We start from the raw sequence: 24,527 nt of genomic DNA on the forward strand, positions 1-24,527 counted from the left end.
AGTCATTCCTATCGTGGGGTTGAAAGTTGGGCGTCCGCAGCGCCGTGCTTGCAGCGATGCCACGATGCGAGCCAGGCGGCCAGAGACAGCAATAGAACAAGCAGTGCGAACAGGACACCGGCGGCCTGCAGGCCGATCAGCTCAATCGCGATACCCAGGCCCAGCACCGGCAGGGACACCGCGAGATAAATGACGACGAAGAGCAGAGCCGTGACCTCGGCTTTCTTGTCCTGCGGACTGTCCGTCGTCACCGATGCGATACTGGAAACGAAGATCCCGCCATGGCCCAACCCTGCGATCAGTGCCCCGCAGAGCAGATACGCGGTGGAGCCCAACGCCATGGCGACGGCCAGGAATCCCGCGCCGACCGCCAGTGCTGCGCAGGCCACTGGCCAACGCACCCGATCGGGCAGTGCGCGCTGCCCTGCTTGTCCGGCCAGCGATGCCGCGAAAACCATGAAAACCAGCGCCCCGATCGCTGCGCGGTTGGAGATGCCCATGACCTTGCCAAGAATGGCTGGTTCCAGCGAGGTCAACAATCCCAACAGGGCAAAAGCGGCAAAGCAGGCCACGGCCGCGAGAATGAAGGTGGCGCGCATGCCTGCCGGCACTCCAAGTCCTTGTCTTCTGAGCTTTGGATGAGGCGGCCGCATGACCGTTTCCGGGCAACGCCTTATGAGCACGCTGCTTGCCAGCATGAGCATGGCGTGGATCGCATAGACCGAATGCAGGGGCCAAGGCGCATATTCGGAGATCGCGCCGGCCAGCAAGGGGCCCAGTCCCAGTCCTCCCATATTGACGATGGTCGCGATCATAGCGGCTCGCTGCTTGTGGCCGGCCGGCGCCAACTCGACGATCATCGCCGTGGCTGTGGCGGTGAACAGTCCGGCCGACAGCCCCGAGAACACGCGCGCGACCAGCAGCAGCTCCAGCGAGTTGCTCAGGAGGAACAGGATCGAGCTGATCACTGAGGTGGCCAGCGCTCCTGCCAGCATGGGTTTCCGTCCCACTTGATCCGACCATGGCCCTGTCGCAATCAGGGCTGCCAGCACGGCGAAGGCGTAACTGGCGAAAACCAACGCCACCATCAGGTGGCTGAGCCCCAGCGTTTGCCGATATAGCGGATACAGCGGCGTTGGCAGGGTGGTGCCCGCCATGCCGAGGGCGAAGACCAGCGCTATGGACATGACGTTGCGATGGTTCGTTTTGTGCTGTAGGTCAGGCAGCATGGGCAATCCCGATTAATAAAATGTTTGTTTCCTAATTAGGAAAAAAAATATCAGGACAAGGCGCGCAGGGTCTGCTCGACTACGGCATCGGCTGCCGTTTTGCTCATGCCCCGTTTGCCCAGCACACGGATCCCCTCCACCACGCATAGCAGGTACCGGGCCGTTGCTGGAATATCCAGATGGTCGGGCAATGACCCGTCGCGGATGCCTTCTTCAAGATATCCGGCAAAGCGCTTTTCGATACGATCAAGCGCAGCGCGGAAGCGATCCGCCAATGCCGCGTCGAAGGTGTCCATATCGGTCACCCCGCCCAGCACCATGCACCCGAGTCGTCCGCTCGCCTCGTGGGCGGTATCGGCATACGCCAGCAAAATGGCGCGGACTCGTTCTCTGCCAGTCGTTGCGGCGGCGAGGCGTCGGGCCAGCTCGGTTTCCCGCCCTGCCATGTAGCGGTCGAGAGCCGCCACGAAGACGCCACGTTTATCCTTGAACGCCTTGTACAAACTACCCGCGGTCAAGCCGGTCGCGCAATGGAGGTCGGCGATCGACGTGGCGTTGTAGCCGCGCTGACAAAACACCGCCACGGCGGCGTCCAGCACCTGGTCCATGTCGAACTCGCGCGGGCGCCCCGGTGAGCGGGCTGTGGAAAGAGGCGTGGGAAGTGTCATGCCTCAATATTAGGATATGTTTGTTTCCTATGTCAAAGCGCTTTGTCCGACCGACGCTGCCAATGCCATCGCGTCCGCCCCGGCGGGCAGGCGGGTCGGGCTTGCGGGGTCGTTCGCTGCGCGCCACACGGCTTGGGCCACATCCGCCGCATAGGTGACGTCGGCCGATTGCGCCCATCCCTCGAAGGTGCGCTGCGCCAGGTCGACATAGGCGTCGGGGATGCTTCCCATCCGGGATCGTGCGTTTTCGCCGAAGCGGGTCTCGGGCGCTCGGCCCGGCAGGATCAAGCTCACGCGCACGTTGAACGGCTGGAGTTCGAGCGCTAGCGACTCGGTAAAGGCATTGATCGCCGCTTTGCTGGCGGTGTACACGGACAGCAGGGGCAGCGGCGTTAACGTCGCGCTCGACGTGATGTTGATGATGACGCCGGCCTTGCGTTCTCGGAATTGCGGCAGCACGGCCCGGGTCATCGCCATCGTGCCGAAGGTATTCGCCTCGAAGACTTCGCGCACTGTGTCGGTCGCCGTGCCTTCCAGCGCATTCAGCGTTCCGATCCCCGCGTTATTGACCAAGACGTCGATGGGTCCGGCGGCCTGCACCGCCAGGCGGATGCTTTCCGAATCCGTGACGTCCAGTGCGAGCACGCGCAGGTGTTCGGAGCGGGGCAGCGGGTCCTCGCGGGGCACGCGCATCGTAGCGACAACCTGCCAGCCGCGGTTCAGGAAGTGCTTGGCCGTTTCAAGGCCGAAACCGGAGGAGCATCCGGTAATCAAGACTGTTTTCATGGGATTCCAGAGTCAGTGTGTGCAGTACGGAGACGATAGATCCCCATGCCCGGATTACCTACAATAGAGAATCCATATTTTTGTTCTAATAGTCCGGAAATGATCGATCCGTTCTCCGAAGTGGTCATGCTGTTGCAGCCTGGCGCCCCATTCTCGAAGATCGTCAGCGGGGCGGGGGCCTGGCGCGTAAGCCGAGAAGAATCAGGGCAGGTTTTTTATTGTGCGATCCTCGAAGGCGCGTGTCTCATCCAGGCTGACGAGCATGAACCGATCACCCTCCAGGAGGGTGATTTCGTCCTCATTCCTTCGGCGCACAATTTCGCGATGTCGAGTCTGGAACCGCCGCCGGATGGCGTGGATGCAGCACCGGTCGCACTGCCCGATGGCGAATTCAGGTTGGGTGTTTTGGACGTGCCGCCCGATGTCCGGTCTCTCGTCGGCTACTGCGTCTTCGGCGCGCCCGATGCCGCCTTGCTGGTGCCGCTCTTGCCCCAGCTCGTCCTGGCTCGTGGCGAGAGCAGGCTGATGACGCTGGTCCAGCTGGTGGGAGAAGAATGCCGCGCGCGTCGTCCGGCGCGCGATGTCGTCCTGGCCCGCCTGCTGGAAGTGCTTTTGGTCGAAGCCCTGCGCACGACCTCGGAGAGCGCCGCATCGCCGGGGCTGTTGCGCGGGCTGGCGGATGAGCGCCTTTCGGTTTCGATACGCCGGATGCATGAAATGCCGGCTCGGCGCTGGACAGTCGCTCAGCTGGCGACAGAAGCGGCCTTGTCGCGCTCGGCGTTTTTTGAGCGATTCAGCCGCATCATGGGGACGACGCCGATGGAGTACCTGTCGGCTTGGCGAATGGCTCTGGCCAAGGACCTGTTGCTGCGCGGCGGACGCGGGCTGGCCGACATCGCGGAGCGCGTCGGCTACAGCTCCGTGAACACGTTCAGCGTGGCCTTCACCCGCCACGTCGGCGTGCCGCCGGGGCGCTATGCACGGCGCCCCTGACGCCGGCCGGCGCCTGGATGGCGGACCTCAGGCCAGGGCTTGCAGATAATCCGCTGTCGGTGTCGTTGCGCCGGCGTTCACCGTCTGGCCGAACCAGGCCAGTTCCCGCCCCAGCGCAGTGACTTCGCCCACCAGGACCAGGGCGGGGGATTGCACCTGGTGCTCGACAGCGGTGGAGGCCAGGGTGTCGAGGGTGGCGAAGACCGTCCTCTGGTTCGCCCGGGAACCGTTTTCCACCAGGGCGCAGGGCGTGGATGGGGCGCGGCCGTCGGCCAGCAGTTGTTCGCGCAGGACCGGCAGACGCTTCACGCCCATGTAGTAGACCCGGGTCTGGCCATCGGTCGTGACACCGTCCTCCGATGCCTGCGTGGCTTCCGCGCGGCGGTGGGCGGTGGCCAGCGTCAGCGATTGCGCGTGATCACGGTGCGTCAATGGAATGCCGGCGTAGGCTCCGCAGGCCAATGCGGCGGTGATGCCGGGCACGACTTCGTAGGCGATGCCGTGGCGCTTCAGGTGCTGCAGTTCCTCGCCGCCCCGGCCGAACACCAGGGGATCGCCGCCTTTCAGGCGCACGACGCAGCGGCCCTGCCGGGCGTGGGACACCATCAGGGCATGGATGCGGGCCTGGGTGTCTTCGTGGGGGCCGCCCAGGGCCTTGCCCACGTCGATCACCTGCGCGTCGCGCCGCGCCAGAGCCAGCACTTCCGGGCTGACCAGGCGGTCGGCCAGGATGACGTCGGCCTCGTTCAGGGCGCGCAGGCCGCGCAGGGTCAGCAGGCCCGGGTCGCCGGGGCCGGCGCCGACCAGCAGGACCTTGCCGGCCGGAGCGGGGGTGTTGTGCCCCAGCGCTTGATCCAGGGCGGCTTCGGCTTCATCGGGCCGGCTGCGCCGCAGCGCCCCCAGCACGGGGCCGTCCATCAGCCAGTCGTAGAAATCCCGGCGGGCGCGCAGTTCTGGCCGGGCCTGACGGATCGCCAGGCGCTTGCGCTGCGCCAGCGCGGCCAGCGCGCCCAACGCCGGATCGAACAGGGACTCGATGCGTTCGCGCAGGCGCCGGGCGATGACCGGCGCGCTGCCGCCTGATGAAATGGCGATGGTGATGGGGGACCGGTCCACGATGGCCGGCACCTGGGCGCTGGAGAGTTCCGCGTCGTCCACCACATTGCAGAACAGCCGCCGGGCGGCGGCGGCGTCCGCGATCCGCCGGTTCAGCGTCCGGTCGTTCGTGGCGGCGATGACCAGCCAGGCCTCGTCCAGCCAGGCCGGGTCGAAGGGCGCCAGGCGCAGTTCGATGTCGCCCGCCTGGGCGCGGGCCTGGACCTGGGGATGGGCCGCATGGGCGCCGACGACCACGCGGGCGCCGGCCGACAGCAGCAGGTGGATCTTGCGGTCGGCGACCAGTCCCGCGCCGACCACCAGCACGGTGCGGCCCTTCAGGTCGGTGAACAGGGGAAACAGATGCACGATCACACCACCCCGGTGCGCACCAGGAAATCGCCAAAGGCCTCCTGGGGCTGGCGTTTTCCGGCATAGTCGCCGAACAATGTGTCCAGGCTGCCCAGGATCTCGCCTTCGTCGATGTTTTCCCGGTACAGGCGGTTCATCCGTTCGCCGACGAAGTCGGCGCCCAGTCTCAGGTCGTAGCGGCCCAGCGCCCGCCCCACCAGGGCGATTTCGCCCAGATAGGGGCGCGAACAGCCGTTCGGGCAGCCCGACAGGCGCAGCAGGATGGGTTCGTCGCGCAGGCCGTGCTTGTCCAGCAGGGCTTCCAGTTTGGGCAGCAGCACCGGGGCGTAGCGTTCGCTTTCCGCCATGGCCAGGCCGCAGGTGGGCAGCGCCACGCAGGCGATGTGGTGGCGGCGGATGCCGCTCTGTTCCTTGTAGCCGTCCAGCCCGTATTCCCGCACCAGGGCGTCGATGCCGGCGCGGTCGGCTTCGTCCACATTGGCGATCACCAGGTTCTGGTTGCAGGTCAGGCGGAATTCGCCGGTCAGCACCTTGGCGATTTCACGCATGCCGGTCTGCAGCCGCAGGCCGTCGCGGTCCCACAGGCGGCCGGAGGCGATGTACAGGCCCAGGTGCCAGCGGCCGTCCTCGCCGCGCGACCAGCCGTAGCGGTCGCCGTTGCTCTCGAACCGGTAGGGGCGGGCGTCCTGCAGGGTGCGGCCGCTGCGGACCTGGATCTGTTCGCGAAACCACTCCACGCCCAGGCGGTCCACCGTGTATTTCAGACGCGCGTGCTGGCGTTCCTTGCGGTCTCCATGGTCGCGCTGCAGCGTGACGACCGCTTCGGCGACGGCGATCAGGTCTTCGGGGGTGACGAAACCCACCATCGAACCCAGGCGCGGATAGGTCGTGGGATCGCCCGCCGTGGCGCCCATGCCGCCGCCCACCGCCACGTTGAAGCCTTGCAGCTGACCGTTTTCAATGATGGCGACCAGCCCCAGATCGTTGGCGAACACATCGCAGTCGTTGGTCGGCGGGATGGCGATGCCGATCTTGAATTTGCGCGGCAGATAGGCGGAGTCGTTGCCGTAGATCGGTTCGTCGTCCCCGGCCTCGCCCACCTGCTCGCCGCCGAGCCAGATTTCCGCGTAGGCCGTGGTGCGCGGCAGGAAGTGGTTGGACAGGCGCAGCACCCATTCCTGGGTCAGGGCGTGTTGGCTGGACAGGTGCGGATTGACCGAACTGATCACCTGGCGATTGACGTCGCCGCAGGCGGCGATGGTCGTTGCCCGGGCATCGTGGATGCCCTGCATGAATGCCCGCAGATTGCGCTTCAGGATGCCGTGCCACTGAAAGGTCTGGCGCGTGGTGATGCGCAGGCCCCGGGTTGCGTATTGTTGCGCCAGCGCGTCCAGCGCCAGCCACTGCTGCGGCGGGATGACGCCGCCCGGCAGGCGCGCGCGCACCATGAAAGCGTGGGCGGGTTCCAGCTTCTGCTTGCGCCGTTCGTCGCGGATGTCGCGGTCGTCCTGCATGTAGCTGCCGTGGAATTTCAGCAGCTTGGTGTCGGCTTCGGGAATCGCGCCGGTCACCGGGTTGTCCAGTTCCTGGGCGATCGTGCCGCGCAGGAACCGACTGGCGGTCTTGATGTGTTCCAGGGGGGATAGGGGGGAGATGCTCATCTTGGGTCAGTCGCTGCTATCTGCTATTTGCTGTCGAAGGCGCCGCTCGGGCGCGCGGATCAGGTCGGGGGTTGGATGTCAGTACACGTCCCGGGCGTAGCGGCCCTGGGCCGCCAGATCGTCCAGCCATTGCCGGGCGCCGTCTTCGCTCAGGCCGCCCTGGTCGCGGGCAATGTCCAGCAGGGCGGCGTGCACGTCGCGGGCCATGTGATCCGCATCCCCGCAGACGTAGACGTGGGCTCCGGCCTGGATCCAGTCGTAGACGTCGGCGCCGCGTTCCAGCAGCCGGTGCTGGACATAGACCTTGTCGGCCTGGTCGCGGGAAAACGCCAGGTCGATGCGATTGAGCTGGCCGCCTTTCAGGGCCTGCTGCCATTCGGTCTGGTACAGGAAATCGCTGGTGAAGTGCGGGTTGCCGAAAAACAGCCAGTTGCGGCCTGCCGCGTCCGCGTCCGAGCGGGCCTGGACGAAGGCGCGAAAGGGCGCCACGCCGGTGCCTGCGCCGATCATGATGATGTCGCGGGCGGAATCCTCGGGCAGGCGGAAACGCGTGTTTTCCTCGATGAAGATCGGCACCGTATCGCCTTCGGCGCGTTCGGCCAGGAAATGCGAGGCCACGCCCCAGCGGGATTCGGACTCGTGTTCAAAGGCGACATGGGCCAGCGTCAGGTGGACTTCGTCTTCGGCGACCGTGGCGCAGGAGGCGATGGAATACAGGCGCGGCGTCAGGGGGCGCAGGGCCGCCACCAGGTCAGGCGCGCTCCAGCGGACCGGCCAGGCCCGCAGCGCGTCGATCAGTTGATGGCTCGCCATGTAGGCCGACAGGGCTTCGCGGGATTCGGGCTGCAGCAGGGCCTTCAGGTCGTCCTGGCCGGCGCGTTCCGCCAGCGCCGTCAGAAAGGGACGGGTCAGCACGGTCAACTCGCGGTAGCGGCCCAGCCATTCCCCCAGCGGTCGCGCTGAGCCCTGGTGGTCGACGGAGTCCGCGGCATTCAGGCCCGCGGCTTCCAGCACGCGGGCCACCAGCGTGTCGTCCTGCACGGGCCATACGCCCAGGGCGTCGCCCGGTTCGTAGCGCAGCTTGCTGCCTTCCAGGGACAGTTCCAGATGGCGGATGTCTTTGTCGCTGTCGCGCCCGGTGATCGGTTGGTTCAACAGCACTTCGGCCGGGAACGGATGGTCGCGCGTGAATTTTTCGGCCTGCGGGCGCAGCGGCGTCACCGTGGCCTGGGCGGCGAGCGGCGCGGCGGCTTTCAGCGCCTGTCCAGCCTGTTCCAGGGCGCGGGCCTGCCAGGGGCCGGCGATGGTCTCGATGTCCAGGTCGGCGGCGCCGGCATCCTGCAGGCGCTGGGCGCCCAGTTCCGCCAGCCGCGCGTCGATTTTCTGCGAAATGCCGCAAAACGACGGGTAGCTGGAATCGCCCAGTCCCAGGACGGCGTATTTCAGCTTGGGCAGCTTGGGGGCCCGCTTGCCCAGCAGGAATTCGACCCAGGCGATGGAGTCGTCCGGCGCATCGCCGTCGCCCTGGGTGCTCATGACGACGTAGAGCAGTTGTTCGTCTTTCAGTTCCTTGGTCTTGTACTGATCGGCCCGCACCAGGCGCGCGCTCAGCCCCTGGGCCTGGATCTGGTCGTGCAACTGGGTGGCCAGGCGCTTGGCGTTGCCCGTCTGGCTGCCGTACAGGATGGTCAGGCGCTGGGCGGCGTCGGTTGCGGGCGCGGCGGCGACCGTCAGGGGCGGAGCGGCTTCGCGCGCCGGTTGGCGGGCCTGGGCGACCCCGGCGAAATAGCCGGACAGCCAGTGCAGGCTGGTGGGTTCGAGCGTGTCCGCCAGTTCGGCGATCAGGGAATGATGGGCGTCGGGCAGATAGTTCGGCGCGAGCATGGCATGGCCTTGTCGAAACGAAAGAAGCGTCCATTCTGGGACGCTTCCCGCATGCCGTGAACGATCAGATGCTTATGTTTTTATGCGGGTATAAGCAAATGCCGAAGCGGCGCCCGGCGTGTGCCGGGCGCCCGGGTGCGCGCTAGTGAAACAGGGCGCTGGCCTTCAGCAGGGTTTCCCAGACCCCCAGGACCAGGGGGATGCCGACGTAGAGCCAGAACAGGATGATCAGGGCTCGGGACGGGGTATGCGTGGCGGTGGACATGGGGGTCTCCTTATTTCTGGGTGGCCAGGGTAGCGCCGGACAGGATGCTGCCGTCCGCTTCGCTGCGCATGTGGTGGTGCGATGCCACCGGGCGCACGAACAGATTGCAGAAGAATCCGATCACCAGGAGCCCGGCCATCAGGTACATGGTGATCGTATAGGACTGGCCGGCAGGGACGCCGTGATCCACCTGGTATTGGCGGATGTAGTTCACCAGCACCGGACCGAAGATCCCGCCCGCCGCCCAGGCCGTCAGGATGCGGCCATGGATGCCGCCCACGTAGCGTGTGCCGAACAGATCGGCCAGGTAGGCCGGAATGGTGGAAAAGCCCCCGCCGTACATGGAGATGATGATGGCGTAGAACAGCACGAACAGGGCCACGTTGCCGGATGACCCCATGCCCGGCACCAGGAAGTACAGGATGGCCCCCAGCACGAAGAAGACCGCATAGGTGTTCTTGCGTCCGACGTAGTCCGAGGCGCTGGACCAGAAGAACCGCCCCAGCATGTTGGCCAGCGACAGCAGGCCGACGAAGCCGGCCGCGGCGGCGGGCGTGATGGCGCCCCGGAAGCTTTCCTGGATCATCACGGACGCCTGGCCCAGCACGCCGATGCCCGCCGTGACGTTCAGCGTCAGCGCCCACCACAGCAACCAGAATTGCGGAGTCTTGAGCGCCTGGTCGATGTGCACGTGGTTGCGCGAGATCATGCCTTTCTGGGTGGCCGGCGGCGTCCAGCCGTCCGGCTTCCAGTCGACCGCCGGAATGCGGATGGCATAGGACCCGATCATCATGGAAATGAAGTACAGCACGCCCATGACCAGGAAGGTCTGCGACACGCCCATGGAGATCGGCGTGCGGAAGTGTTCCATCAGGGCGACGGACATGGGCGAGGCGATGAAGGCCCCGCCGCCGAAGCCCATGATGGCCATGCCGGTCGCCATGCCGCGCTTGTCCGGGAACCATTTGATCAGCGTCGAGACCGGCGACACGTAGCCGATGCCCAGCCCGATGCCGCCCAGCACCCCGTACCCCAGGTACAGCAGCCAGAGCTGATGGGTGGAGACGCCGATCGACGAGATGATGAAACCGCCGCCGAAGCAGCAGGCGGCCACGAACATGGCCTTGCGCGGACCGACCTCTTCCAGCCATTTGCCCGCGAAGGCGGCCGACAGGCCCAGGAACAGGATGGCCAGGCTGAAGATCCAGCCCAGGGCGGGCAGGCCCCAGTCGTCCGGCGCGGGCTGCTGGATCCCGATGAGTTTGGTCATGGGGCCGTTGAACACCGAAAAGGCATAGGCCTGGCCGATGCACAGGTGGACCGCGAGGGCGGCCGGTGGAATCATCCAGCGGTTGAATCCAGGCGGGGCGGTGATGCGTTCCTTGCTGAAAAATCCGGGGTGGCTTGCTTCCGTACTCATGCTGTCTCCTCCTGGGTCGTATGCCCGGTCTGTGGTTGGTGTTGCGGTTGAGGTCGGAAAATCCGTGGAAAAAAGGGTCAGGCTGTCGCGGGCCGCGACGGCGTCAGCCGGTCGCGGTGGCGCTGGATGGCTTCCAGGCAGATGGGGGTCAGGACGGTATCGCCCCATTGCCCGTCCGGGTGCGCGTGCAGGTAATCCAGCAGCGCCGCCCGCATGCGGGGTTCCCAGAACCGCCGGATGTGGTCGGCGATGCTGTCGATGCCGGCGGAACGGTCCGGCATGGCCTCGAAGAAGTAGCCGATGCGGTTGGCCAGTCGGATCAGGTGTTCGATATTGGTCACGGGCGGCTCTCCTGTTCCAGGTAATCGGGGTGGCTGTACAAGGTGAAGCGGCCATCCCGGGCGAACCCGGCCAGCATCATGGGAGCGGCTTGCGCCAGCTGCACGGCCAGGGTCGTGGGCGCCGACACCGCGATCAGGGCGCCGATGCCGGCGGCGTGCGCCTTTTGCACCATCTCGAAACTGGCCCGGCTGGACACCACCACGAAGCCCTGGCTGCGATCCACGGGCTGCAGCAGGAGGTGGCCGATCAGTTTGTCCAGGGCGTTGTGGCGCCCGACGTCCTCGAAGATCCAGGCCAGCGCGCCTTCCGGGTCGGCCCAGGCGGCCGCGTGCGTGGCGCCGGTCAGATTGTGCAGGGGCTGGCCCCGGCGCAATTGCCCAAGCGCCCGTTCCACGGCGGCCTGCCGCCAGGGGCGCGCCGGCCGGGGCAGGGACGGCAGGTCGCGGGGGATCTGCGACAGGCCTTCGACCCCGCACAGGCCGCAGCCCGTGCTGCCGGCCAGGTGGCGGCGGCGCTGCTTGAGCGCGTGCAGGCGGCTGTTCAGGATCGTCACGCGCGCGATCAGGCCCAGCGGCGTGGTTTCGATGTCCATGTCCAGCACGTCGGCGGCGTCGCGGATGATGCCTTCGGTGAAGGAAAAGCCCAGGGCCAGTTCCCGGACGTGCAGGGGGGAGGCCAGCAGGGTGGCGTGCGCGATGCCGTTGTATTCCAATGCCACGGCCTGCTCGCAGGCGATCGCGTCCTGAGCGGCGACGGCCTGCGGCCCGTGGATGCGGACGATGGCGCCCAGTTGATGGGCGGCATCGCTGTCGGGCTGCGTGGCCATGGGGTTGAAGTCGGCGGGATGCATGATGACGGGCTCCTCAGGACCCGGCCGCGCCGGCCATGGTTTCCCGAGCCTGCAGGAGCTGATCCTGCCGCTGCCCGAAGGCGGTCCAGTCCCGCTGCCAGGACGAGGGCTGCGTGACCTTGCTGACCTGGACGGCCGTGACCTTGTATTCCGGGCAGTCCGTCGCCCAGTCGGTGTTGTCGGTCGTCAGGACGTTGGAGCCGCATTCCGGGAAGTGGAACGTGGTGTAGACCACCCCCGGCTGGATGCGGTCCGTGACGGTGGCCCGCAGCATGGTTTCACCCGCGCGGCTCTGGATGGCCACGCGGTCGCCTTCCAGGATGCCGCGGTCCTCGGCGTCGTGCGGGTGGATCTCCAGCACGTCCTCGCTGTGCCAGGCGTTGTTGGCCGTGCGCCGCGTCTGGACCCCGGCGTTGTACTGCGACAGGATGCGGCCGGTGGTCATCAGCAGGGGGAAGCGGCGGGTGGAGCGTTCTTCGGTGGGCACGTATTGTGTGATCATGAAGCGGCCCTTGCCGCGCACGAATTCGCCCACGTGCATGATGGGCGTGCCTTCGGGAGCCTCGTCGTTGCAGGGCCATTGCAGGCTGCCCCCCAGGGCGGCGATGCGGCCGAACGACACGCCGGCGAAGGTGGGCGTCAGGCGGGCGATCTCGTCCAGGACTTCCCCCGGATGGGCGTAGTCCATGGGGTAGCCCATGGCCGTGGACAGGGCGCAGGTGACTTCCCAGTCGGCCAGGCCGGCCTTGGGCCGCATCACCTGGCGCACGCGCGAGATGCGCCGTTCGGCGTTGGTGAAGGTGCCGTCCTTTTCCAGGAAGGACGACCCAGGCAGGAAAACGTGCGCGTATTTCGCGGTCTCGTTCAGGAACATGTCCTGGACGATGACGCATTCCATGGATTTCAGCGCTTCCACCACGTGTTGCGTGTTCGGGTCCGATTGGGCGATGTCTTCCCCCTGGCAGTACAGGCCCCTGAAGGATCCGCTGTGGGCCGCGTCGAACATATTGGGCAGCCGCAGGCCGGGTTCGGGCTGCAGGTGCACGCCCCAGGCCCGTTCGAATTCGCCCCGCACCCGGTCGTCGGAGACGTGCCGGTAGCCGGGGAATTCATGCGGGAACGAGCCCATGTCGCAGGACCCCTGCACGTTGTTCTGGCCGCGCAGGGGATTGATGCCCACGCCTTCGCGGCCGATATTGCCGGTCAGCATGGCCAGGTTGGCGATGCACATGATGGCCGTGGAACCCTGGCTGTGTTCGGTCACGCCCAGGCCGTAGTAGATGGCGGCATTGCCCCCGGTGGCGTACAGGCGGGCCGCGCCGCGCAGGTCGGAGGCAGGCACGCCAGTGATGGATTCGGTCGCCTCGGGCGCGTGTTCGGGCCGGCGGATGAACTGCAGCCATTGCTCGAAGGCCAGGTCCTCGCAGCGGGCCTGGATGAAGTCCTGGTTGACCAGGCCTTCGGCGACGATGACGTGCGCCATGGCGTTGAGCACCGCCACATTGGTGCCCGGGCGCACCGGCAGGTGGTAGTCGGCCTTGACGTGCGGGGCGTCGACCAGTTCGATGCGGCGCGGGTCGATCACGATCAGGCGGGCGCCCTGGCGCAGGCGCTGTTTCAGCCGCGAGGCGAAGACCGGGTGGGCGGCGCTGGGGTTGGCGCCCAGCACCACGGCGACGTCCACGTGCATGACCGAATCGAAGGTCTGCGTGCCGGCCGATTCGCCGATGGTGGTCTTCAGGCCGTAGCCGGTGGGCGAATGGCAGACCCGGCCGCAGGTGTCCACGTTGTTGTTGCCCATGGCGGCCCGCACCAGTTTCTGGACGAGGTAGGTTTCCTCGTTGGTGCAGCGCGACGAGGTAATGCCGCCGATGGAATCGACGCCGTATTTTTCCTGGATGCGGCGCAGTTCGGAGGCGGCGTGGCCGATGGCTTCCTCCCAGGAGACCTCGCGCCAGGGATCGGTGATCTTTTCCCGGATCATAGGGGTCGTCAGCCGGTCGGCGTGGGTGGCGTAGCCCCAGGCGAAGCGGCCCTTCACGCAGGAGTGCCCGCGATTGGCCTTGCCGTCTTTCCAGGGGGTCATGCGCACCACGGTTTCGCCCTGCAGTTCGGCCTTGAAGCCGCAGCCCACCCCGCAGTAGGCGCAGGTGGTGATGACGGCATGGTCGGCCTGGCCCTGTTCGATGATGGTGTTCTCGATCAGCGAGCCGGTCGGGCAGGCCTGCACGCAGGCCCCGCAGGACACGCAGTCGCTGTCCAGGAAGCCGTCGTCCTGGCCGGCGACGATGCGCGAATCGAAGCCCCGGGCCTGCACGGTCAGGGCGTAAGTGCCCTGGACGTCGTCGCAGGCGCGCACGCAGCGGCTGCAGACAATGCATTTCGAGGCGTCGTAGGTGAAATAGGGATTGCTGGCGTCCAGCGGGTCCTGCAGGTGATTGGCGCCGTCGAAGCCGTAGCGCACGTTGCGCAGGCCCACCACCCCGGCCATGTCCTGCAGCTCGCAGTCGCCGTTGGCCGGGCAGGTCAGGCAGTCCAGCGGGTGGTCGGAAATATAGAGTTCCATGACGTTGCGGCGCAGGTCGTGGAGTTTCGGCGTCTGCGTGCGCACGACCATGCCGTCTTCGACCGGCGTGGTGCAGGAGGCGGGGTGCCCCCGGCGGCCTTCGATTTCCACCAGGCACAGGCGACAGGACCCGAAGGCTTCCAGGTTGTCGGAGGCGCACAGTTTCGGGATCTGGATGCCGGTTTCAGCGGCGGCGCGCATGATGGAGGTGCTGGCGGGCACGGTAAGGGTCTGTCCGTCGATGGACAGGGTGACGGTTTCGGTGGACAGGGATGCGGGCGTGCCCAGATCGCGGTCACGCTTGAGGACGGTTTCCAGCATGGCGGGCTCCTTAGGCGGTGTGCAGGACGTGTTCGGCGGACAGACCGAAGTCTTCCGGGAAATGACGCAGGGCCGACAGCACCGGGTAGGGCGTCATGCCCCCCAGAGCGCACAGCGACCCGGCCAGCATGGTGTCGCACAGGTCCTGCAACAGGTCGGCCTGGTTTTCGTGGTCTTGCCGGTCGCGGATTCTTTGCAGGACTTCGGTGCCGCGCACCGAGCCGATGCGACAGGGCGTGCATTTGCCGCAGGATTCGATGGCGCAGAATTCCAGGGCGTATTGCGCCATGGCGGCCATGTCCACGGTGTCGTCGAAGGCGACCACCCCGCCGTGGCCCAGCATGGCGGAAATCTGCAGGAAGGCCTCGTAGTCCAGCGGCGTGTCCCACTGGGATTCGGGCAGGTAGGCCCCCAGCGGCCCGCCCACCTGCACGGCCCGCAGCGGCCGGCCCGAGCGGCTGCCGCCGCCGTAGTCGAACAGCAGTTCGCGCAGGGTCAGGCCGAAGGCCTTCTCGACCAGGCCGCCCTGGCGGATGTTGCCGGCCAGTTGGAATGGCAGGGTGCCGCGGGATTTGCCCATGCCGTAGTCGCGGTAGGCGGCGGCGCCCCGGTCCAGGATGAAAGGCACGGTCGCCAGGGAAATGACGTTGTTGATGACCGTGGGGCAGCCGAACAGGCCCCGGATGGCGGGCAGGGGCGGCTTGGCGCGCACCAGGCCGCGCCGGCCTTCCAGGCTTTCCAGCAGAGAGGTTTCCTCGCCGCAGATGTAGGCGCCGGCCCCCCGTCGCAGTTCGATGTCGAAGGCGTGGTTCGAGCCCTGGATGCCGTCGCCCAGCCAGCCGGCCTCGCGGGCGGCCAGCAGGGCGTGAGCCAGCACGCGTTCGGCCTGGGGATATTCGGAGCGCAGGTAGATGTAGCCCCGGGTGGCGCCCACGGCCAGCCCCGCGATGGTCATGCCTTCGATCAGGGCGAGCGGGTCGCCTTCCATCAGCATGCGGTCGGAAAAAGTGCCGGAATCGCCTTCGTCCGCATTGCAGACGATGTACTTTTGGGCGGCGTCGGTCTGCAGGACCGTGCGCCATTTGATGCCGGTGGGGAAGGCCGCGCCGCCCCGGCCGCGCAGGCCGGATTCGGTGATACAGGAGACGATGTCGGCGGGGGCCATGTCCAGCGCCCGGCGCAGCCCGGCGTAGCCGCCGTGGGCCTGGTAGTCCGCGACGCTGACCGGGTCGGTGAGGCCCACGCGGGCGAAGGTCAGGCGTTCCTGTTTCTGCAGGAAGGGGATGGCGTCGGTGGGGCCGTGGCACAGCGGATGTGAGGCGTCGTCGGCCCAGGCGGCGTCCAGGATGGAGGGCACGTCTTCCAGCGCGACCGGCCCGTAGGCGATGCGCCCGGCCGGGGTCTGGGCCTCGACCAGGGGTTCCAGCCAGAGCATGCCGCGCGAGCCGTTGCGCACGATGTTCAGCGCCATGCCGCGCCGGGCGGCTTCGGCCAGGAAGGCATCGGCCAGGGCGTCCGCGCCCATGGCCAGCGCCGAGGAATCCAGGGGGATGTACAGGGTGTGTGCCATGTCAGGACTCCAGCAGGGCGTCGAGTTTTTCCGGCGTGACGCGGGCATGCGGACGGCCGTTGATCATCACGGCCGGAGACTGCGCGCACAGCCCCAGGCAGTACACGGGGGCCAGCGATACCTGGTCTGGGGAAGCGCCCGCCACGCGCTGTTCGGCGTGACGGTACAAGGCATCGCCGCCACAGGCCTGACAGGATTCGGCGCGGCAGATTTCCACCTGCGTGCGGGCCGGCGGCGCAGTGCGAAAGTGCGTGTAGAAATGGATGACCCCGTGGACTTCCGCGCGGGATCGCTGGATGCCCGCCGCGATCATGCCGATGGCGTCGGCCGGGATGTAGCCCAGGGCGTCCTGCACGGCATGCAGGATGGGCAGCAGCGACCCGGGCTGGCCGGCATGCCGCGTCAGGATGTCCTGGATCAATGGGCTGTGGTCCGGGGGAATCGGGTCGGTGCGAACGCTGTCCATGCGGATGTCTCCAGGCGCATGGGCGGCAGGCCATGCGCTTTAATATGTTTTTATATGCATATATATTGATTGCCGTTGGTTTACTCTACTATCGAAAATGAATTGATTTCAATAAGATATAAAGAGCATATTAAAAAGATGGGTACTCTGTTTATATGCAATTAATTGCATATTATTCAAAAACCAGGAGGAGACATGGCGGTTTATCGCTTCAAACCCAGGCTGGATTCAGAATGGGTTCTGGAAAAGCAATCCGGGGAAATACTGCCCATGGGCGAGGTCATGCGGCTGTTGGCTGCGGTGGACGAACATGGCCACATCGCCGGCGCCTGCCAGGCGCGCGGCCTGTCGTACCGCCATGCCTGGGGCATCCTGCGCAAGGCCGAAGCCGACTTCCAGGCGCCGCTGATCGAAACGTCCCGCCGGCGCGGTTCGCGCCTGACCAGTTTCGCTCAGCACCTGCTGTGGGCCAATCGCCGCATCGACGCGCGTCTGGCGCCCACCTTCGAAAGCATCGCGTCGGAACTGCAGGAAGAGCTGCAGCGCCTGTATTCCGAGGAAATGTCGGTGTTGCGCCTGCACGCCAGCCATGGCTTCGCGGTCGAAGGCCTGATGCGCCTGGCCAACGGCCAGGACATGCTGCCGCTGGAACTGCGCTACCGCACCGGGATCGAGGCCCTGTCCTCGCTGGATCGGGGGGAATGCGACCTGGCGGGGTTCCAGGTGCCGGTCGATGAATACGAGCAGCCCATCCTCAAGCGCTACGGCCACTGGCTCAATCCGGATCGCATGCTGCTCCTGCATCTGGCGGAACGCAACACCGGTTTGTTCGTTCAGCCCGGCAATCCGAAAAACATCTTGTCCGTCCAGGATTTCGTGCGCCCGGACGTGCGTTTCGTCAACCGGCAGATGGGTTCCAGCACCCGGTTCCTGGTGCATCTGATGCTGGAAAGCCAGGGGATCGACCCCAGTCAGGTCACGGGTTTCGACAGCGGGGAATTCACCCACCTGGCGATTGCGGCCCATATCGCCAGCGGCATGGCCGATGTCGGCATCGGGGTCGAGACCGCCGCCTGGCGCTGCGGGCTGGATTTCATCCCCCTGGCCAAGGAACGGTATTTCTTCGGCATCAACAAGGACCTGGTGGGCACGCAATCCCTGCAGCGCCTGCTGGATCTGATGAATGGCGAGGCCTATCAGGCCTATGTCCGCGATCTGGTGGGCTACGATTGCAGCCTGATGGGGCAGGTGCAGACGCTGGAACAGGCCTTCGGCGCCGAGTATGCCGCCTGATGGACGCCGCCGATGCGACGGCGCCCCGGCGGGCGCCGGCCGCCCGTCGGCAAGCTGTTCAGTCTTCCCAGTGGGCCCAGCCTTCCTGCAGCCATTCGTCCAGCATGGCCAGGACGTCGGGGGCCAGCCCTTGAAGATCCGCAGCCGGCAGGCTGCGGCGATCGGCCAAGGCTTCCAGCGCTGGCGCGGCCGCCAGCTCGGCGACTTCGCCGTTGATGAAGAGCTGCGGGCCGCTGTACATCAGGCGGGTACAGCGATCCAGCGTCAGCCGGCCCTGCGCGGGCACGCCCGTCAGCAAGGACACCGGGGCGTCCGGGGGATCGAACAAGGCGCTGTCGGGCAGGTTCGTCAGCCACTGGCCCAGGAACCGGGCGGCCACGGCTTCATCCAGGCGGATGCGCTGCAGGGTGCCGAGGGTGGTCCGGACCAGTTCATCGGGCAGGGCGGCCGGGTGCTGCGTGGCGGGGGTGTCCGCATCGGTGTACAGGGCGGATAGATCCGGGCCCGGCAGGCAAGGATGGCCATACAGCCCGGGGTCGCCCAGGTGCTGCGCCGACAACTGGTCGGCGGCCGATTCCAGCAGGCCGCGGGCCAGGGTGGCCTGGCTGGGCACGCGAAAACCGATGGACAGGGTCATGCAGTCGTTGCCGATGGCCACCCCGTCGTGGCAGACGTGCGGGGGCAGATACAACATGTCGCCGGGTTCCAGGATGTCGTCGGCATCCGGCTGGAAATCGGCCAGGATCTTCAGCGGCAGGCCAGGCCTCAGGCTGCGATCGTCCTGGCAACTGGTGCGCCAGCGGCGCCGGCCCTGGCCTTGCAGCAGGAACACGTCATAGCTGTCGAAATGCGGCCCCACGCCGCCCCCGTCGGTGGCGATGCTGATCATCAGATCGTCCAGCCGGGCGTCGGAGATGAAGCGGAACTGCCGCATCAGCGCGGCGGATTCATCGTCGTGCAGATCCACGCTTTGCACCAGCAGCGTCCATTTGGGCTGCGATTTCGGTGGAAAGCCGCGAAACGGGCCGTGCTTGAGGGTCCAGCCCTTTTCGCCGTGCGTGATCAGGCGCGATTCGACTTCTTCCCGGCGAGCCAGGGTCTGCACGTCGCGGATCGTCACCGGCGGCTGGAAGCCGGGGATCGCCTGGCGGATCAGCAGCGGCTTTTTCTGCCAGTAATCGCGCATGAATTCGCGCGGCGTCAGGCCCCCCAGCAAGGGGGCGGGCTGGTCGATGTCGGGGGTGGCGTAGGCGCGAGACATGGCGGGGTGTCCTGGCAAAGCCCGCAACGGCGCCGTAGGCGCCGTCACGGGGTGATCGGTGGGGTCAGTGTAGGTGCTGGCTGCCGAAAATCAAAGAAAATCGCGGCGCAACTGGTAGATGAGCTGCAGCGCCTCGCGGGGGCTGAGCGTGTCCGGGTCCAGGGCCTGCAGGGCGGTTTTCAGGGGGGCGTCCGCGTCCGCCTCCTCTTCCTCGGTCTGCTGGATGAACAGCGACAACTGCGAATCGGCGCGGTTGCGGGCTTCCAGTTCGGCCAGTTCCTTGCGGGCGTGGCGGATCACCACGGGCGGGATGCCCGCGCGCTGCGCCACGTGCAGGCCGTAGCTCTGGCTGGCGGGGCCGGGGCGCACTTCGTGCAGGAAGACCACCCCGTCGGGGGCGTCGGCCGCGGCCAGGTGGACGTTGGTCACCCCATGGGTTTTTTCCGGCAGTCGGGTGATTTCGAAATAGTGCGTGGCGAACAGCGTCAGCGCCCGGTTGTGCGTCAGCAGGCGGTGGGCGATGGCCCAGGCCAGGGCCAGCCCGTCGTAGGTGGACGTCCCCCGGCCGATCTCGTCCATCAGGACCAGACTGTGCGGGGTGGCGGCCGCCAGGATGACGCCCGCCTCCATCATTTCCATCATGAAGGTCGAGCGCCCACCCGCCAGGTCGTCGGCCGCTCCGATCCGCGTGAAAATGCGGTCGATCGGCCCGATGCGGGCGTGGCTGGCCGGAACGTAGCTGCCCATCCGGGCCAGCAGCGCGATCAGCGCTACTTGGCGCATGTACGTGGATTTACCGCCCATGTTCGGCCCGGTGATCAGCAGCATGCGGCGCTCTTCGTGCATCTGGCAGTCATTGGGCGTGAAGGTCTCGATGCTGTGTTCCACCACCGGGTGGCGGCCCGCCTGGATGTCCAGGCAGCTGTCGTCGCACAGTTCGGGGGCGACCCAGCCGTGGCGGCGGGCATGGTGCGCCAGCGTCGCCAGCGCATCGATGCGGGCCAGGGCGGCGGCGCTTGCCGCCAGCGCCGCCGCGTGTCTGGCCGCCTGGGCCAGCATCTGGTCGAACAGCAGTTTTTCGCGGGCCAGGCCGCGTTCGCGGGCCGACAGGACCTTGTCTTCCCAGGATTTCAGTTCCGGGGTGATGTAGCGCTCGACGTTCTTCAGCGTCTGGCGGCGGCGATAGTCGTCCGGGACCTTGTCGGCCTGGCCGCGCGTGACCTCGATGAAAAAGCCGTGCACCCGGTTGTATTCCACCCGCAGGTTGGCGATGCCCGTGCGTTCGCGTTCGCGGGTTTCCATCTCCATCAGGAAGGCTCCGTTGTCGCCCGCCAGTTGGCGCAAGGTGTCCAGTTCCTCGTCGTAGCCCTCGGCGATCACGCCGCCGTCGCGGATCATCAGCGCCGGTTCGGGCGCGATGGCCCGGACCAGCAGGGCGGCCAGCGCCGCATCCACCGGAATCGCCTGCAGGCAGTCGGCCAGCAGGCCGGCGGCCTGGAAATCGGCCTGGGCCGCCGAGGACAGCGGTTCCAGCGTCCCCAGCGCGTCGCGCAGGCTGGCCAGCTCGCGCGGGCGGATGGTGCCCAGGGCCAGCCGGGTCGCCATGCGTTCCAGGTCGGGCAGGGCGCGCAGGCCGTCGCGCAGGGTCAGCAGCGCCTGGTCCGCGTCGGCAGCCTGCAGCAGCTGCGTGATGGCATCCTGCCGGGCTTGCGCCTGCGGGTTGTCGCGCAGCGGCGCCTGCAGCCAGCGGCGCAGTTGGCGGCTGCCCATCGGCGTGCGGGCATGGTCCAGCGTGCTGAACAGCGTCGGCCCTTCGCCCCCGTTCAGCGTGTCGGTAAGTTCCAGATTGCGCCGCGTGGCCGGATCCAGCACGACATAATCGCCGCCCGCGTCCACCGCCAGGCTGTGGACGTGGCTGAGCGTCTGCGCCTGCGTGGCGCCCACATAGCGCATCAGGGCGCCGGCCGCGCACATCGCCAGCGGCAGGTGGTCCAGCCCGAACGCCCCTACGTCCGCCACCCCGAAGTGGCGCAGCAGCGTGTCGCGCGCGCCGTCGGGCTCGAAATGCCAGTCCGGCACCCGGCTGATCGCCGATTCCAGGCCGGATGCCTCCAGCGCCTGCACGTCCGCCTGCTCCGCGCAGACCAGCTCGGCCGGCGCGATGCGCCCCAATTCCGTGTCCAGCAGTTCCGGCGTGCATTCGCAGGTCTTGAATTCGCCGTTGGCCAGATTCATCCAGGCCAGCCCCGCGCCGTCCCGTTGCCGGTTGCGGCCCGTCACCCAGGCCGCGATCACGCGGTCTTCGCGGGCCGGCAGCAATGCCTCGTCTGTCAGCGTGCCGGGCGTGACCACCCGCACGATCTTGCGTTCGACCGGCCCCTTGCTGGCCGCCGGATCGCCGACCTGCTCGCAGATCGCGATCGATTCGCCCAGCGCCACCAGCCGCGCCAGATAGCCTTCCATGGCGTGATGCGGCACCCCCGCCATCGGGATCGGAGCGCCGTTGGACGTGCCGCGCTTGGTCAGCGTCAGATTCAGCAGCCGCGCCCCACGTTCCGCGTCGTCATAGAACATCTCGTAGAAGTCCCCCATGCGATAGAACAGCAGGTGAGAGCCCGCCTGGGCTTTCAGCTGTAGGTATTGCTGCATCATGGGGGTGTGGCCGGAGAGATCGGGGGTGGTCATGAGTGAGGCGTAACGTGGGGGTGGAACGGGGAGAAACGTATTATCGTTCAATGGCGGTTGGAGGTGTCAGCCTGGGTAGCTACAGGGTCTCGAACGTGGAGTCGATGGGTTCCATGGCTTCCGGTGGGGCAATGCGCCACTGGCTGTGGCGGGCCCTGGGTTCGCGGCGGTTGCTACAGGGGTCGGGTTGCTGGCCTTTGTGCCGATACTATGTTAAATGTTAGAACTGGTAACCCATCCTGAGAGGAAGCAACTCAATGCAGCCCAGTCATGATGGAGCCAATGCTCCTCACAGGCTTGCTCCTATTGCTCATGCCGCTCAAGACGGAAATGGCAATTGGCGTGAACCGCATGATCTGGTCGCGCATTTACATGGTGTCGGCGAACTGGCTGCTGACTTTGCTCAGTGGTTTGGTGCTGATTGGGCACGGCTTGCCGGGCGTTGGCATGATTTGGGGAAGTTCCGCCCTCGGTTTCAAAAGTATATCCGGCTCGTCAGCGGTTTCGAGGCTGATGCGCACATCAAGGGAGAAGCTGGGAAAGCCCCGCATTCGACGGCTGGCGCCATGTTGGCCATTGACCGTTTTGATGTCGCGGGACGCGTTCTGGCCTACCTGATTGCTGGGCACCATGCTGGATTGGACGATTGGTTTGGTGGCTTGCGTGAACGGTTTGACGATCCAAAAAGCCGCGAGGAATTGTCTGAATCGTTGGCCGAAAATCCTCCTGCCGAACTACTGGATGTGGGGGAGTTCGATCCCGCTGCGGCTTTACGTGCCGTCCCTGGAGGAAAAAACGGCTTCGCGCTATGGGTGCGCATGCTGTTCTCAGCGCTTGTCGATGCGGACTTTCTGGACACTGAACGTTACATGGATCCGGATAAGTTCGTCCGCCGCAATACGTGGCCTACACTCGAAGAGCTGACACCTCTGTTCGACACCCATATGACGCAGCTCGCTGATCAAGCGAAGCCCACCGACGTCAACATATTGCGCGCCGGCATTCTGCGTCAATGCCGTGACGCTGCTGCCCTTGAGCCCGGCCTGTTTTCGTTAACCGTCCCGACCGGTGGTGGCAAGACGCTTTCTGGCATGGCTTTTGCGCTGGAGCATGCACGCCACTACGGCAAGCGTCGCGTCATCCACGTCATTCCCTACACCAGCATCATCGAGCAGACAGCCAACATCTTTCGCAATATCTTTGGCGATGCGGTCGTTGAGCATCACAGTAATGCCGAGTCCAGCCCCGATCAGGAAACATCGGCTTCGCGCTTGGCCTGCGAAAACTGGGACGCCTCCATCGTCGTCACGACCAATGTGCAGTTCTTCGAGTCGCTATTTGCTTCACGTACTTCGCGTTGCCGCAAGCTGCACAATATCGTTGAATCGGTGGTTATTCTGGACGAAGCGCAGTTGCTGCCGCCGGAATTTCTACAGCCTATTCTCGATATGCTCAACTTGTTGGCGCAGCATTATGGCGTAACTGTGGTGATCTCGACCGCCACACAGCCTGCGCTTGCCAGTCGTGAGTATTTCGATGTTCGACAGAGCCTTCGCGGCCTGGACGATGTGCGCGAGATCATCGCCGATCCTGACGCGTTGTATGAAGCGCTGGAACGCGTCAAGGTTCGATTGCCTACAGATTGGCAGCAGTCGATCGAATGGCTGCAATTGGCTGAGGAACTCAGTACACGCGATTCCGTGCTTGCCATCGTCAACACTCGCAAGGATGCCCGTGCGTTGTGGGAGGCCATGCCGCAGGGGACGCTGCACCTGTCCGCGTTGATGTGTGGCGCACATCGTTCGCAAGTCATTCAGGATATCAAGACGCGGCTTAAGGCGGGTACGCCCACCCGCGTCGTCAGCACGCAATTGGTGGAAGCTGGTGTGGACGTAGATTTTCCTGTGGTCTATCGGGCGATGGCAGGACTGGATTCAATTGCCCAGGCAGCAGGACGATGTAATCGCGAGGGGAAATTGGATAGAAAGGGCGAGGTCGTCGTCTTCGTCCCGCCCAACCCTGCGCCGCCAGGATTGCTGCGCCAGGGCGAAAACGCCTGCCGTGAAGTGCTACGTGATGTTGTGGGTTCGCGGCTGACTCGCCCCCTTTTTGCGGCCTATTTCGAACGTCTGTACTACGGATGCGCACTGGATAAATACGGCATCTGCGATGACCTGTTCATGGCACATAAAAAGCTATCGGCAGACACACTTGCGATTGCCTTTCGGACCGCTGCCAAAAAATTCCGGCTGATCGATGACGAGGATAGCCTGCCGATTGTCGTGCGCTATCACGGTAAAGATGGGAAAGACACAAGTATCGATCAATGGCTCGGTCTATTGCACCGAGATGGGCCGCAACGCTGGCTGATGCGCAAGTTGCAGCGCTATACCGTCAACCTGAATCGCCGTCAGGCCGTCCCTTTGCTGGATCGCGGTGACATTGAGGAGGTGCTGCCGGGCCTGTATGCACAGATAGAGCAAGGTCACTGGGTGTACGACGAACAGCTTGGATTACTGCCTGACGGGAAAACGTGGGCGGCTGAGGATTATGTGATGTGAGCGGGGTAATGCGGGGGATAAGTCCCCCGCTGCCTTGGCTTTTGGCCTATCTAAGTTTCAATCCACACGAGAATCGCGTGAGCAGAATAATAGCATGCTTTAGGCCTGTCTAAGAAAGAATGGTATAGTCTGTCCATGAGCACTTCACACATATGGTCATGGACTGGGCAAGCGCGATTCGAGAGCTCCGTATTTTGCTGACTGAACTTCCGGCCGGTCGCTTTTACACGTTGTGTGCT

At 65.7% G+C, this 24,527-nt stretch carries 18 protein-coding genes; 3 read left to right on the forward strand and 15 right to left on the reverse strand.

Features of this window, described 5'->3' with window-relative positions:
* Positions 1 to 8: 8 nt before the first annotated feature.
* The 3 genes from WBG56_RS10810 to WBG56_RS10820 all read right to left on the reverse strand — a co-directional run bounded on the left by WBG56_RS10810 (position 9) and on the right by WBG56_RS10820 (position 2,683).
* Positions 9 to 1,229, reverse strand: coding sequence for an MFS transporter (locus WBG56_RS10810; protein ID WP_424268130.1), 1,221 nt, complete (start codon positions 1,227 to 1,229; stop codon positions 9 to 11).
* A 50-nt stretch (positions 1,230 to 1,279) separates the two neighbouring features.
* Positions 1,280 to 1,837 (reverse strand): TetR/AcrR family transcriptional regulator, encoded by a 558-nt coding sequence (locus WBG56_RS10815; protein WP_424268132.1) that lies wholly within the window; start codon positions 1,835 to 1,837, stop codon positions 1,280 to 1,282.
* A gap of 87 nt (positions 1,838 to 1,924) precedes the next feature.
* Positions 1,925 to 2,683 (reverse strand): SDR family oxidoreductase, encoded by a 759-nt coding sequence (locus WBG56_RS10820; RefSeq protein ID WP_424268134.1) that lies wholly within the window; start codon positions 2,681 to 2,683, stop codon positions 1,925 to 1,927.
* Between the two features lie 99 nt (positions 2,684 to 2,782).
* Here WBG56_RS10820 and WBG56_RS10825 point away from each other — a divergent pair, with 99 nt between their 5' ends.
* A complete protein-coding gene (locus tag WBG56_RS10825) occupies positions 2,783 to 3,676 on the forward strand; it encodes an AraC family transcriptional regulator (protein WP_424268136.1) in 894 nt (297 codons plus the stop codon).
* A gap of 27 nt (positions 3,677 to 3,703) precedes the next feature.
* Here the strand turns inward: WBG56_RS10825 and cysG are convergent, their stop codons facing one another.
* The 10 genes from cysG to WBG56_RS10875 form a co-directional block, all read right to left on the reverse strand.
* Positions 3,704 to 5,140 (reverse strand): siroheme synthase CysG, encoded by a 1,437-nt coding sequence (gene cysG / locus WBG56_RS10830; protein WP_424268138.1) that lies wholly within the window; start codon positions 5,138 to 5,140, stop codon positions 3,704 to 3,706.
* A gap of 2 nt (positions 5,141 to 5,142) precedes the next feature.
* Positions 5,143 to 6,804: an assimilatory sulfite reductase (NADPH) hemoprotein subunit gene (gene cysI / locus WBG56_RS10835; RefSeq protein ID WP_424268140.1), complete on the reverse strand. Its 1,662-nt coding sequence runs from the start codon at positions 6,802 to 6,804 to the stop codon at positions 5,143 to 5,145.
* Between the two features lie 78 nt (positions 6,805 to 6,882).
* Positions 6,883 to 8,688, reverse strand: coding sequence for an assimilatory sulfite reductase (NADPH) flavoprotein subunit (locus tag WBG56_RS10840; protein ID WP_424268142.1), 1,806 nt, complete (start codon positions 8,686 to 8,688; stop codon positions 6,883 to 6,885).
* Between the two features lie 142 nt (positions 8,689 to 8,830).
* Positions 8,831 to 8,953, reverse strand: a complete 123-nt coding sequence (locus WBG56_RS10845) for an MFS transporter small subunit (protein ID WP_424268144.1) — start codon at positions 8,951 to 8,953, stop codon at positions 8,831 to 8,833.
* Positions 8,954 to 8,963: 10 nt separating this feature from the next.
* Positions 8,964 to 10,373, reverse strand: a complete 1,410-nt coding sequence (locus WBG56_RS10850) for an L-lactate MFS transporter (protein WP_424268146.1) — start codon at positions 10,371 to 10,373, stop codon at positions 8,964 to 8,966.
* Between the two features lie 77 nt (positions 10,374 to 10,450).
* Entirely contained in the window at positions 10,451 to 10,714 is a 264-nt protein-coding gene (locus tag WBG56_RS10855) for a formate dehydrogenase subunit delta (protein ID WP_424268148.1), read from the reverse strand.
* Entirely contained in the window at positions 10,711 to 11,565 is an 855-nt protein-coding gene (fdhD, locus tag WBG56_RS10860; RefSeq protein ID WP_424268150.1) for a formate dehydrogenase accessory sulfurtransferase FdhD, read from the reverse strand. Before fdhD ends, WBG56_RS10855 begins: the two co-directional genes overlap by 4 nt.
* A 13-nt stretch (positions 11,566 to 11,578) precedes the next feature.
* The gene (gene fdhF, locus WBG56_RS10865; protein WP_424268152.1) at positions 11,579 to 14,452 is read right to left on the reverse strand and encodes a formate dehydrogenase subunit alpha; all 2,874 of its coding nucleotides are present in this window, start codon (positions 14,450 to 14,452) and stop codon (positions 11,579 to 11,581) included.
* A 10-nt stretch (positions 14,453 to 14,462) separates the two neighbouring features.
* A complete protein-coding gene (locus WBG56_RS10870; protein ID WP_424268153.1) occupies positions 14,463 to 16,022 on the reverse strand; it encodes a formate dehydrogenase beta subunit in 1,560 nt (519 codons plus the stop codon).
* Position 16,023: 1 nt separating this feature from the next.
* Positions 16,024 to 16,488 carry an NAD(P)H-dependent oxidoreductase subunit E gene (locus tag WBG56_RS10875; RefSeq protein ID WP_424268155.1) on the reverse strand — a complete coding sequence of 155 codons (465 nt, stop codon included), beginning with the start codon at positions 16,486 to 16,488 and terminating at the stop codon, positions 16,024 to 16,026.
* 195 nt (positions 16,489 to 16,683) lie between these two features.
* On the opposite strand from WBG56_RS10875, the gene WBG56_RS10880 reads away from it, so the two are divergent.
* The gene (locus tag WBG56_RS10880) at positions 16,684 to 17,781 is read left to right on the forward strand and encodes a substrate-binding domain-containing protein (RefSeq protein ID WP_424268157.1); all 1,098 of its coding nucleotides are present in this window, start codon (positions 16,684 to 16,686) and stop codon (positions 17,779 to 17,781) included.
* A gap of 58 nt (positions 17,782 to 17,839) precedes the next feature.
* On the opposite strand, the gene WBG56_RS10885 is transcribed toward WBG56_RS10880, so the two are convergent.
* Both WBG56_RS10885 and mutS read right to left on the reverse strand, forming a co-directional pair.
* On the reverse strand, positions 17,840 to 19,042 hold the full coding sequence (locus WBG56_RS10885; protein WP_424268159.1) for a cupin domain-containing protein: 1,203 nt from the start codon (positions 19,040 to 19,042) through the stop codon (positions 17,840 to 17,842).
* A 90-nt stretch (positions 19,043 to 19,132) separates the two neighbouring features.
* Positions 19,133 to 21,727: a DNA mismatch repair protein MutS gene (mutS, locus tag WBG56_RS10890; protein ID WP_424268161.1), complete on the reverse strand. Its 2,595-nt coding sequence runs from the start codon at positions 21,725 to 21,727 to the stop codon at positions 19,133 to 19,135.
* A gap of 257 nt (positions 21,728 to 21,984) precedes the next feature.
* Between mutS and cas3 the strand changes: the two genes are divergently transcribed.
* Positions 21,985 to 24,288, forward strand: coding sequence for a CRISPR-associated helicase Cas3' (cas3, locus tag WBG56_RS10895; RefSeq protein WP_424268163.1), 2,304 nt, complete (start codon positions 21,985 to 21,987; stop codon positions 24,286 to 24,288).
* Positions 24,289 to 24,527 lie beyond the last annotated feature (239 nt).

Origin of the sequence: Castellaniella sp., from assembly GCF_049671645.1 — a bacterium.
In the GTDB taxonomy this organism is placed as follows: Bacteria; Pseudomonadota; Gammaproteobacteria; order Burkholderiales; family Burkholderiaceae_B; genus Castellaniella.

What these genes read in the sequence shown, in the direction of transcription:
- fdhF (WP_424268152.1), bottom strand. Translation starts at nt 14,452, where the DNA reads ATGCTGGAAACCGTCCTCAAGCGTGACCGCGATCTGGGCACGCCCGCA.
- WBG56_RS10880 (WP_424268157.1), top strand. Translation starts at nt 16,684, where the DNA reads ATGGCGGTTTATCGCTTCAAACCCAGGCTGGATTCAGAATGGGTTCTG.
- WBG56_RS10810 (WP_424268130.1), bottom strand. Translation starts at nt 1,229, where the DNA reads ATGCTGCCTGACCTACAGCACAAAACGAACCATCGCAACGTCATGTCC.
- WBG56_RS10845 (WP_424268144.1), bottom strand. Translation starts at nt 8,953, where the DNA reads ATGTCCACCGCCACGCATACCCCGTCCCGAGCCCTGATCATCCTGTTC.
- cas3 (WP_424268163.1), top strand. Translation starts at nt 21,985, where the DNA reads ATGCAGCCCAGTCATGATGGAGCCAATGCTCCTCACAGGCTTGCTCCT.
- WBG56_RS10870 (WP_424268153.1), bottom strand. Translation starts at nt 16,022, where the DNA reads ATGGCACACACCCTGTACATCCCCCTGGATTCCTCGGCGCTGGCCATG.
- WBG56_RS10885 (WP_424268159.1), bottom strand. Translation starts at nt 19,042, where the DNA reads ATGTCTCGCGCCTACGCCACCCCCGACATCGACCAGCCCGCCCCCTTG.
- WBG56_RS10825 (WP_424268136.1), top strand. Translation starts at nt 2,783, where the DNA reads ATGATCGATCCGTTCTCCGAAGTGGTCATGCTGTTGCAGCCTGGCGCC.
- WBG56_RS10840 (WP_424268142.1), bottom strand. Translation starts at nt 8,688, where the DNA reads ATGCTCGCGCCGAACTATCTGCCCGACGCCCATCATTCCCTGATCGCC.
- WBG56_RS10875 (WP_424268155.1), bottom strand. Translation starts at nt 16,488, where the DNA reads ATGGACAGCGTTCGCACCGACCCGATTCCCCCGGACCACAGCCCATTG.
- WBG56_RS10815 (WP_424268132.1), bottom strand. Translation starts at nt 1,837, where the DNA reads ATGGACCAGGTGCTGGACGCCGCCGTGGCGGTGTTTTGTCAGCGCGGC.
- mutS (WP_424268161.1), bottom strand. Translation starts at nt 21,727, where the DNA reads ATGACCACCCCCGATCTCTCCGGCCACACCCCCATGATGCAGCAATAC.
- cysI (WP_424268140.1), bottom strand. Translation starts at nt 6,804, where the DNA reads ATGAGCATCTCCCCCCTATCCCCCCTGGAACACATCAAGACCGCCAGT.
- WBG56_RS10820 (WP_424268134.1), bottom strand. Translation starts at nt 2,683, where the DNA reads ATGAAAACAGTCTTGATTACCGGATGCTCCTCCGGTTTCGGCCTTGAA.
- fdhD (WP_424268150.1), bottom strand. Translation starts at nt 11,565, where the DNA reads ATGCATCCCGCCGACTTCAACCCCATGGCCACGCAGCCCGACAGCGAT.
- WBG56_RS10850 (WP_424268146.1), bottom strand. Translation starts at nt 10,373, where the DNA reads ATGAGTACGGAAGCAAGCCACCCCGGATTTTTCAGCAAGGAACGCATC.